Source organism: Pseudomonas sp. (assembly GCF_036387035.1).
In the GTDB taxonomy this organism is placed as follows: Bacteria; Pseudomonadota; Gammaproteobacteria; order Pseudomonadales; family Pseudomonadaceae; genus Aquipseudomonas.
Genome location: NZ_DASVUM010000183.1, coordinates 1 through 10,025 on the forward strand (window position 1 = coordinate 1; position 10,025 = coordinate 10,025).

At 58.5% G+C, this 10,025-nt stretch carries 10 protein-coding genes and 1 pseudogene; 3 read left to right on the top strand and 8 right to left on the bottom strand.

The annotated features are described in order from the left end of the window. From VF672_RS17405 to VF672_RS17415, 3 genes are all read left to right on the top strand, one after another. Positions 1–1,371 (top strand): RHS repeat-associated core domain-containing protein (locus VF672_RS17405; RefSeq protein ID WP_331105802.1); only part of this gene is annotated, 1,371 nt, incomplete at its 5' end. Next, on the top strand, positions 1,368–1,760 hold the full coding sequence (locus VF672_RS17410; protein ID WP_331105803.1) for a hypothetical protein: 393 nt from the start codon (positions 1,368–1,370) through the stop codon (positions 1,758–1,760). The genes VF672_RS17405 and VF672_RS17410, both read left to right, overlap by 4 nt. Before the next feature lie 318 nt (positions 1,761–2,078). Beyond that, positions 2,079–2,480 carry a hypothetical protein gene (locus VF672_RS17415; protein WP_331105804.1) on the top strand — a complete coding sequence of 134 codons (402 nt, stop codon included), beginning with the start codon at positions 2,079–2,081 and terminating at the stop codon, positions 2,478–2,480. A gap of 265 nt (positions 2,481–2,745) precedes the next feature. On the opposite strand, the pseudogene VF672_RS17420 reads toward VF672_RS17415, so the two are convergent. The 8 genes and pseudogenes from VF672_RS17420 to VF672_RS17455 form a co-directional block, all read right to left on the bottom strand. After that, a pseudogene (locus VF672_RS17420) lies at positions 2,746–3,058 on the bottom strand (hypothetical protein). An 18-nt stretch (positions 3,059–3,076) separates the two neighbouring features. After that, positions 3,077–4,000 carry an alpha/beta hydrolase gene (locus tag VF672_RS17425; RefSeq protein ID WP_331105805.1) on the bottom strand — a complete coding sequence of 308 codons (924 nt, stop codon included), beginning with the start codon at positions 3,998–4,000 and terminating at the stop codon, positions 3,077–3,079. Positions 4,001–4,154: 154 nt separating this feature from the next. Then, the gene (locus tag VF672_RS17430; RefSeq protein ID WP_331105806.1) at positions 4,155–5,432 is read right to left on the bottom strand and encodes a flavohemoglobin expression-modulating QEGLA motif protein; all 1,278 of its coding nucleotides are present in this window, start codon (positions 5,430–5,432) and stop codon (positions 4,155–4,157) included. 26 nt (positions 5,433–5,458) lie between these two features. Next, positions 5,459–6,016, bottom strand: coding sequence for a hypothetical protein (locus VF672_RS17435; RefSeq protein WP_331105807.1), 558 nt, complete (start codon positions 6,014–6,016; stop codon positions 5,459–5,461). An 18-nt stretch (positions 6,017–6,034) separates the two neighbouring features. Further along, positions 6,035–6,730, bottom strand: a complete 696-nt coding sequence (locus VF672_RS17440; RefSeq protein ID WP_331105810.1) for a TetR/AcrR family transcriptional regulator — start codon at positions 6,728–6,730, stop codon at positions 6,035–6,037. 279 nt (positions 6,731–7,009) lie between these two features. Continuing rightward, on the bottom strand, positions 7,010–8,512 hold the full coding sequence (lysS, locus tag VF672_RS17445) for a lysine--tRNA ligase (protein ID WP_331105808.1): 1,503 nt from the start codon (positions 8,510–8,512) through the stop codon (positions 7,010–7,012). A gap of 114 nt (positions 8,513–8,626) precedes the next feature. Continuing rightward, a protein-coding gene (prfB, locus tag VF672_RS17450; RefSeq protein ID WP_331105809.1) for a peptide chain release factor 2 occupies positions 8,627–9,722 on the bottom strand; the annotation gives its coding sequence in 2 pieces (ribosomal slippage) (positions 8,627–9,649 and positions 9,651–9,722; 1,095 coding nt in all). A gap of 158 nt (positions 9,723–9,880) precedes the next feature. Continuing rightward, a partial coding sequence (locus VF672_RS17455) for a GGDEF domain-containing protein (protein WP_331105811.1) occupies positions 9,881–10,025 on the bottom strand: 145 nt, incomplete at its 5' end.

Below are 10,025 nucleotides of genomic sequence, written 5' to 3' on the forward strand. Positions count from 1 at the left end.
CCGTTGAGTTACCGCTACGACCCGGTAAGCCGCCTTCTCAGCGCCACCAGTCGCCTTGGCACCGAAACCTTCGCCTTCGACCCCGCGAGCAACCTGCTGAACGAAGGCGCCGAACCCGTCCGCCGCCCACTCGACCGCGAACCCACTCGCAACAAATTAGTGGACAACCTGCTGCGCGACTACGCCGGCAACCACCACGAATATGACGAACGCGGCAACCAGATCGAACGCTGGGACAACGCCGTTCGCAGCGACCTGCACTGGGACCTCTTCGATCGCCTCGTGCACTTCCGCGATCCGCGCCTCACCGTCGACTTTGCCTACGACCCGTTGGGACGCCGCCTCTACAAACTCTCCAAAGCGCACCACAAACCACGCCCCGAAGCCGGTAGCTGCTGGAACGAAAACGAACACGCCCGAAAAGAGCGCGAACTCGGCTGCGGCTTCACCCTGTACGGCTGGGACGGCGACAACCTCGCCTGGGAAAGCAGCCCGCCGCCATACGCTGGCGCCTTGGGTCGAACCGTCCACTACGTCCACGAGCCCGACACTTTCGTCCCGGTCGCACAGGCCATCCGTCACGAAACGATTCGTCTTGTCAGCCAGCCAACCTACAGCGGCCGCTACAACATCAAGGAAGACCCGCTTTGGAACTACAAACCGGTCGCGCTGCCGATCGACGTCCTCGCCTGGTACCAATGCGACCACCTCGGCACCCCCCAAGAACTCACCGATCAACACGGAAACAACGCGTGGAGCGCCCAATACAAAGCATGGGGTGAGGTGGAGGAACAGCGCTCGGAGTTCGCCCAACACGTCGGCCTGACCAACTCGATCCGGTTCCAGGGTCAATACCACGACCACGAAACGGGCCTGCACTACAACCGGCATCGATACTATGATCCGAGGGTCGGGCGGTTCATCAGTAAGGATCCGATTGAGCTAGTTGGCGGCCTCAACTTCTACGCCTATGCCCCCAATTCCATAGAATGGACTGATCCGCTAGGCCTCAGTAAAACGCATGGCAGTGCAGGCGCTCAGAACCGTTCTAACAAACCTAACCAAAATACGAAATGTCCGTGCAGAAAAAAATGGGAAATCACACGGTATGATCGGATTTGCGAAGCAAAGCTCAATGGCACAGTAGTTAAATACTATCGCGCGCCAGGGACAGAGATATGGTGGTCAGCAGATACGGAAGGTCACGGGGGGACAGCGTGGAAAATGATGGAGCAAGAAAGCAATAATCTTATTCATGTGCAAGACGCAAACATTTATGGAGACTACATGAACAAGCATAAAGGAAAAACGGGTAGAGTCATGCCGATGAAAGGCATGAAATGTCGGGATGCGAAAGGGGTCGGATCATGATTACCAGCGCTGAAGAGTTTAAGCGATACATCGAAAGCGAGGACGAAGAAGAAAACGGGAAGGCGCTTGATTCAGCATCCGACGAGGTTTGGTTCGACATACTCTTAAAGTACCCGCACCTGTCACGAGATGTTGTTTTTAATCACACCATATCAATAGAAGTGTTAGAGCGACTTTCTCTAAGCGACGACACTAATGTACGTTGGAATATCGCCATGAAGCGAAGGATAAACCGCGTAATTTTTGAACGGCTGGCGCGTGATGTAAACATCAGTGTCCGGCACAGAATTGCGTGTAACCCTAAGGTACCTGCAGATATCTTATTGAAGCTATCGAAAGATGACGATCCTATTGTTGCCGAGGCAGCAAAAAAAAGAATAAGCCTCTAAAGATTTAAGGGACAAGCGGCTCTGACTCCTAAAACTATAAACGCGCATACAGAGGAATAGAAGAGCAATCGGTACGACCGAACTTTTCACAACTAATGTCGTTGGGGTGGATTATGCGAAATAGCACCACCACCCCACGCCAAATTCCAGGGGTGCGCGGAGCTGACTGGCCATGGGGAAAGTGCATGGAAGTGTATAAGCATGATGGTACATGGTTGGCCGATACCGATACCTATGGGGACAACATGAGCAAACAGAAAAAGCAAAATCGGGGGGAACAGCTCCCTTTGACTAAATCTTTAAATACTGGAAAGATAAATGATCACATCTGCTGAAGAATTTATAGCACTACGAAGTAGCACCATCAAGGCGGAATACGATAGGGCAGCGATGGAAGAAGCCCCTCTCTCAGTGTGGCGTGCCGTCCTCAAGAGTTATCCTGATTACATGCGATGGGTTGTACACAACAAAACGGTACCGCTGGAGATTCTTGAAGAGTTGTGCTCCGCCGAGCCTGAAAGTAAACGATTCGTAGCAAGCAAAAGAAAACTGTCGCAGAATCTATTTGAAAGTCTGTCAGAAGATTCCGACTCCGTGGTGAGATGCGGGATAGCCTGCAACAGAAAAACGCCTCTAGACATCCTTGAAAAGCTGTCTCTAGATGAAGATGAGGATGTCGCAGATGCTGCATGGAGAAACTTCGCTTCAAGAAAAAAGTAATAGCTGTACAACAGGTCGAAGGGAACGCCCCCATTTTTTTATTCCGCGCTTGGGGATGAAAGGAGACAGGGCGCTGCCCATGGAGCTGGCAAACACCTTACCAGCAGGGACAGATTGATTCACAGTGAAGCGTTGTAAATAAATCAGTCCCTTATGCAAGTCCCTCATGGACTGTGGGAGCGAGCTTACTGGCGAATACCGTAGTTCAGGCAGTGAGAATGTTGATGGGCAATCCGGCCGCTTCGTGAGCAACTCCACCCCACATTTATCGCGTCTCCTTAGGCGTCGCCTGCCCCATGCAGCGCATCGCCTGATTCTTTTCATTAACCAGCACGCCAGTCAGTCCTTTATGCGTAGTGTCAAACAGCACCATCACTCTTTTAACGTATTGGCCGACTTGCGGCGCCGGTTCCAGCGCCGCTTTGTAATCCTCCTTCGGGCAGCGTCTTGAGCATGGTGAATGAGCACAGCTGCAGGGCGTCCTCGGGTTTGGCGAAGTGCAGGAAGCCGTAAAACAAGAGCACCCCGACCGTCCCGAAAATGCAGGCGACTCCGGTGGGTATCTGGGGGGACGCGATCGGCGTCGTTAATCATCATCACTCGTGCGTCGGCGGTTGAGACGAAGGCGCTGCCTTACCGGTTTGAGGATCAGGGTAATTCGGAATCTCCCCCAGTCGACGCAGCCCGTTGAAGTGCTGCGGATCATCAAGATAGCGGACCATGACTTCGCGCCAGGTCGGGTCGCCGAAGGTCTGCACGTGGGGCCCGCGGGTCAGTTGCAGCACGCGCGGCGGCGGTGCGGCCTGATACAGGCTGATGCCGTTGTGCAGCGGCACCTGCGTGTCATCCAGGCTCTGGAACAACAGCATCGGCGTGCCCTTGAGCTGGGGCATGCCGTTGATGGCGCTGTCGCTGTCCGGTATTACCCACGACAAGGGGCGTTTGAAAGGCCAGGTCAGCCAGGAGGTGCCAAGGGTGTAACGCGCGACTTCGCGATAGCTCGCCGGCACGCCATCGAGCACCAGCGCCTTGACCCGCTCGCGCTGCTGCGGATGCTCGGACAGGTAATGCACCGCGAGCGCGCCGCCGATACTTTGTCCCAGCACCACAAGCGGCTGGCCTTGCACCTCGGGCGCTTTGTTCAGCCAGTCGAAGGCGGCGTCGATGTCCTGATAAATCGCCGGCAGACTGGGCTCGCCTTCGGACCGGCCATAGCCGCGGTAGTCCACCAGCAGCACTTGATAGCCCTGCTCCGGCAACCACCAGCTTCCCGCCAGATGCCACGCCATATTGCCGCCATTGCCATGCAGGTGCAGCACCGTGCCCTTCACCGGTACGCCAGGCTTTGCCGGCAGAAACCACGCGTTCAGCTTCGTGCCGTCGGCCGCCGTCAGGGTGATGTCGCGCCATGCCAGGTGGGCTTTGTCCGGCGTTAGCGGCAGACCGCGTTCAGGGTAGAACAGCAATTCGCTGCAGCCGCTGAGGGAGAACACCAGGAGCAAGGTAAGAAGACGCTTCAAGCGATGTCCTTCAGTTCACGATATGGGTCACGGTATAAAAACCGTGGGAGCCGGCTTGCTGGGGAAGGCGTTGGGTCAGCTACGCACATGTCGAATGAACTGACGCTCTCGCCAGCAAGCCCGCTCCTACAGGGTCCCGTTAAACGCGGACGCATCAGAGGATGTTCGAATAATCCGCTTCGATCCGGTCCAGGCTCAGGTGGTTGAGGAAGTTGGAGAAGCACATCCACGCCGACAGCGCATTCATGTCACGGAACTGATCGGGCAGGTATTTGGGCGGCACCACCAGCCCTTCGTCCACCAACTGGCGCAACGTGCGCATGTCCTCCAGCGTGGTCTTACCGCAGAACAGCAGCGGAACCTGCTCCAGTTTGCCCTTTCTCACGGCCAACTGAATGTAGTTGTAAACCATGATGAAGCCTTTGAGATAAGACAAATCCTTGGTGAATGGCAGCCCATTCGGCACCGAGCCCCGGAACACGCGACTGGCGTTGCCGTAGCTTTCCGACATGCCGAAACCTTGCTCGCGATAGAAGTCGAAGACCTGTAAAAAGTCAGCGCCCTCCTCGGCCATATGAATGGCGCGGGTGCGGTTGGTCAGCTTGCGCAGGCGGCTCGGGTAGGAGGCAAAACCGATGATCTCCATCAGAATCGCCAGCCCTTCCTGGGTCACCGTCGAGGACGGCGGGCCCTTGGACAGAAAGGTGCAGATCGGCTGATTCTGCCCGTTGAGCGTAGTGCCGACGTGGACCAGGCCTTCGTGGACTTCGAGCGCACGAACGTCGCGCTCGTTGAACATCGCGTCGCTGCGAATCTTGATGTAGTCGGCGCCGGCCGCAGCGTCCGCCACGATGCCATCGGACTCGAACACCCGGATCGTCTCCTCGGCTTCTCCGAACGTACGATTGAGCCGGGTTTGCAGCATGGCGACGGCGTCTTTTGCCGTCAGGGTTTTCGGCTCATCCTTGAGGTCACCGCGCCCGGCGATGTTGTTCAGGTAATCGGACAGCATCATGCCGAGGTCAGAGAGCGTCGGGTCGCCGGCGTGGAAGGCATCGGACGCCGCGCCATACAGCTCCTGTGAGATCAGTCCGAAGTCCGGGGTGCCGCGTGCTTCGAGCATGCGGATGACCATCCGGTACTCCTTGCACATGCGCCGCATGATTTGCCCCACTGGGTTGAACTGGCCCAACTGGCGAGTGATATCACGTTCGATGTTCTGGAATTCCAGCTTGACCGCACCGGAATCAAAGCCCAACGGCCGGTTCTCGTAATAGGCGCGATCGATTGCCGGCAGCTGTTTGCCCTTGCCTTCGAGAAACGCTTTGCGGACGTTGTCATCCCACTTCACGGCATCAAGGACTCGAATCGGCGTCTGCGCCAACACGATACGATCGGACAACGTGCGAATAGTCTGTTGGTATTCGTCCACCCGGTACCCCTTATTGAACCGTTGCGCTATTTGGTCATGCGCTGATAGTGAGCAGCTGCAAGAAAGACGTCGGAGTTGGCCGGATCGTCGAGGTAAGCGAAGACCTTGTCCATCGGGCTTGAGATCAGCATTCCGTCACCCTTTTCAGTATCGACTCGCTCGCCTTCCAGGACTTTCTGGCCAACCAGCTGCTGAAAACGCTCCAGATCGAGGTCATAGACCACCAGTTCGTCGGCGCCGTTCTCGCTTTCCACGAGATCGAACCCGGCGATGACGTAATTGGCACCGTATTTCGCCGGCAATGCGGCCGACACGTACCAGCGGCTGCCGTGCCGCGACACGGTGAAGGCGTATTCGTCACGGTTCTTGCGGTCGCCCTTGCGGTAGCTGACCGCCTTGTAGCGGTCAGGGCCGGCGCGGCTGATTTCCAGCTCGAGCGGTTCACCCCAGGCATTCTTGCTGCTCCAGGTGCCGAGCAATTTGGGCGGGGCGGTGTTGCTGACCGGAATCGGGTCCTTGAACGTCACCAGGCATCCGCTCAACAGCGCGAACGACATGGCGAGCAGTACGCTCCAGACTCTCATCGGGTTCTCCTTGAGGTATCAGCCAGCCAGCGGCTTGGCGGTGCCCAGTACCAGATGCATCTGGCGAGTAAGAATAGCGAGCATTTCTTCGTCTGCGCCGGGCCGAGGCCCGTTAAGCAGCCCCTGATATTCCATCCGGCAGATGAGCCCCGTCAACACTTGGGCATCCAGTTGCGGCTGAACCGACCCCATGACTTCGAGAAACTGGGCACTGCCCTGCAACAAAATCTGTTGGTGGGCACTCACCAGCGGCGCCAGCCGCGGGTTGATCAACGCTTCGAGCTGGAACGCGTGCTCGGCAATGAGCTGCTCGCGACGGGTCAGCAATTGATGACGCACGTACTCCATGGTCATGCGCGCGATCTCGTCGGCCAGCCGGGCGCGGGCATCGGCGGTTCCGTCATTGCGCGCGACCATTTCGCGCAGCACCGCCTCGGTGTTGGTCCACAGCTTGGCCATGTACGCCGCGCTGCGTTCAACGTATTGAGAGAAGGCATCGGTGAGCAGGTCATCGATGTCCTTGAAGTAGTAGGTGGTCGCGGAGAGCGGCACTTGCGCTTCGGCGGCCACTGCGCGATGACGCACAGCCCGCACGCCGTCACGAATGACGATGCGCATGGCAGCATCGAGAATCTGCTGACGACGCTGTTCACTTCCCTGCCGACTCGCCTTGCGGCCCTGGTACTTGACACTCTGCGCGACTGCCGTGGCCAGGCCAGCGGCTCAGTTTTGAGCGAGGGTGCGGTTCACGACGGGGTTTCCTTTTTGAATGACTGGCAGATGCCGGCGTCCGTGGGAGCGTGGCTTGTCCCGCGATGGGCGGGGACCCGTCGTAAACCCTGAGCATACGGTTTGTCTGATACACCGCATTCACCGGTTTTGCGACGACTGCGTCGCCGATCGCGGGACAAGCCACGCTCCTACCGTTGGCCTGCGTGACTTTACGCACAAAAAAAAAGCCGCCCTGCGCAGGCGGCTTCCTTTTTACATCATTTACGCCTGAGGCCGCATGTGCGGGAACAGGATGACGTCACGGATGGACGGGGAATTGGTCAGCAGCATGACCAGACGGTCGATGCCGATGCCCTCGCCCGCCGTTGGCGGCATGCCGTATTCCAGCGCACGGACGAAGTCTGCGTCGTAGTGCATGGCTTCGTCATCGCCCGCGTCCTTGTCCGCCACCTGAGCCATGAAACGCTCGGCCTGGTCTTCCGCGTCGTTGAGCTCGGAATAGGCGTTGGCGATTTCGCGGCCACCAATGAACAGCTCGAAGCGATCGGTGACGTTCGGGTTGTCATCGTTGCGACGGGCCAGCGGCGACACTTCGAACGGGTACTGGGTGATGAAGTGCGGCTGCTCCAGCTTGTGCTCGACCAGCTCTTCGAAAATCATCACCTGCAGCTTGCCCAGGCCTTCGAAGCCCAGGACCTTGGCGCCGGCTTTCTTCGCGATGGCACGGGCCTTGTCGATGTCATTCAGGTCGTCGGCGGTCAGCTCGGGGTTGTACTTGAGGATCGAGTCGAACACCGACAGACGCACGAACGGCTCGCCGAAGTGGAACACCTTGTCGCCGTACGGCACGTCGGTGCTGCCGAGGACCAGCTGGGCCAGCTCGCGGAACAGCTCTTCGGTCAGGTCCATGTTGTCTTCGTAATCGGCATAAGCCTGGTAAAACTCGAGCATGGTGAACTCGGGGTTGTGCCGGGTCGAAACGCCTTCGTTACGGAAGTTGCGGTTGATCTCGAACACTTTCTCGAACCCGCCCACAACCAGACGCTTGAGGTACAGCTCAGGCGCGATGCGCAGGAACATTTCCAGGTCCAGCGCGTTGTGGTGAGTTTCGAACGGCTTGGCCGCGGCCCCGCCCGGAATGGTCTGCAGCATCGGTGTTTCGACTTCCAGGAAGTCGCGCTGCATCAGGAAGCTGCGGATATGAGCAATGACTTGCGAGCGAACGCGGAAGGTTTCGCGCACGTCTTCGTTGACGATCAGGTCGACGTAGCGCTGACGATAACGCTGCTCGGTGTCGGTCAGGCCGTGATGCTTGTCGGGCAGCGGACGCAGGGACTTGGTCAGCAGGCGGACGGTGGTCATCTCGACGTACAGGTCGCCCTTGCCGGAACGGGCCAGGGTGCCTTCGGCGGCGATGATGTCGCCCATGTCCCAGGTCTTCACCGAGGCCAGGGTTTCTTCCGACAGAGTCTTGCGGTTGACATAGACCTGGATGCGACCGGTCATGTCCTGGATCACCATGAACGAGCCACGGTTGAGCATGATGCGCCCGGCAACCTTGACCGGAATCGCCGCTTCAGCCAGCTCTTCCTTGGTCTTGTCCGCGTACTGTTTCTGCAGGTCGTTGCAGTAGCTGTCGCGACGGAAGTCGTTCGGGAAGGCATTGCCCTTGGCGCGCTCGGCTGCAAGTTTTTCCTTGCGCAGGGCGATCAGGGTGTTTTCTTCCTGTTGCTGGGCTTGCGGGTCGAGTTGTTGGTCGCTCATGTCTTGATTATCCATCACAGGTTCGTGGCCCTTCGTCTGGCCGGAATGCGCGACGAAGGATCGCGGGCCGCGACGTCATGATGACGTGTCCGACCCGCAACAGTGGTGTGGCGATTACAGCCCTTGCTTGAGGCTCGCGATCAGGTATTCGTCGATGTCGCCATCGAGCACCTTGTCGCAGTCGCTGCGTTCGACGCTGGTACGCAGGTCCTTGATGCGCGAAGCATCGAGCACGTACGAACGGATCTGGTGACCCCAGCCGATATCCGACTTGGTGTCTTCCAGCGCTTGCGAGGCCGCGTTGCGCTTCTGCACTTCCTGCTCATACAAGCGCGCCCGCAGCATTTTCATGGCGGTGTCTTTGTTGGCGTGCTGGGAGCGCTCGTTCTGGCAGCTGACCACGGTGTTGGTCGGAACGTGGGTGATCCGCACCGCCGAGTCAGTGGTGTTTACGTGCTGACCACCGGCACCCGAGGAGCGGTAGGTGTCAATGCGCAGGTCCGAGGGATTGATGTCGATCTCGATGTTGTCATCGATTTCGGGCGACACGAACACGGCCGAGAACGAGGTGTGGCGGCGGTTGCCGGAGTCGAACGGACTCTTGCGGACCAGACGGTGAACGCCGATTTCGGTGCGCAGCCAGCCGAATGCGTACTCGCCCTTGATGTGTACTGTGGCGCCTTTGATACCGGCGACCTCACCGGCCGACAGTTCCATGATGGTCGCGTCGAAGCCGCGCTTGTCGGCCCAGCGCAGGTACATGCGCAGCAGGATGTTCGCCCAATCCTGGGCTTCGGTGCCGCCGGAGCCGGCCTGGATGTCCAGGTAAGCGTTGTTCTGGTCCATCTCGCCGCTGAACATGCGACGGAATTCCAGCTTTTCCAGCGACTCGCGCAAACGCTCGACTTCAGCCGCGACGTCATCGACAGCGGCCTGGTCTTCTTCCTCCGCGGACATCAACAGCAGGTCTTTGGCGTCCACCAGGCCGGTGCTCATTTCGTCGAGGGTGTCGACGATCTGCGCCAGCAGCGAACGCTCACGGCCCAGTTCCTGGGCGTAAGACGGGTTGTTCCAGACGTTTGGATCTTCGAGCTCGCGGTTAACTTCGGTCAGACGATCATGTTTGTGATCGTAGTCAAAGATACCCCCGAATGGTTTCGGAGCGCTCGGACAGGTCCTTGATGCTGTTTAGGATCGGGTTGATTTCCATGGTGGGCAGCACTCGCAGGCGATTTTCACAAAGCCGGCGAGTATAGCGCAGGCAAACCCCCGATGGCAGTCCGTTGGGCAGGGTAGAGTCGCGTTGGCGTTCCCGGCCGGGACCCGGCGCGGGGATTGCTGGAACGCGCAGGAATGCAGACTCCCGCCCTACCCGACCGCCACCTGATTGCGCCCATTGTGCTTGGCCGCATACAGCCCCTGGTCGGCGGTCTGAATCAACTGGCGACTGTGACTGCCCACCTGCGGCACGACGGTCGCCAGGCCGATGCTGACGGTCAGGCTCGAACCCTGG

Coding starts and splice junctions, on each gene's coding strand:
- VF672_RS17410 (WP_331105803.1), top strand. CDS start 1,368: ATGATTACCAGCGCTGAAGAGTTTAAGCGATACATCGAAAGCGAGGAC.
- VF672_RS17415 (WP_331105804.1), top strand. CDS start 2,079: ATGATCACATCTGCTGAAGAATTTATAGCACTACGAAGTAGCACCATC.
- VF672_RS17435 (WP_331105807.1), bottom strand. CDS start 6,016: ATGAGAGTCTGGAGCGTACTGCTCGCCATGTCGTTCGCGCTGTTGAGC.
- lysS (WP_331105808.1), bottom strand. CDS start 8,512: ATGAGCGACCAACAACTCGACCCGCAAGCCCAGCAACAGGAAGAAAAC.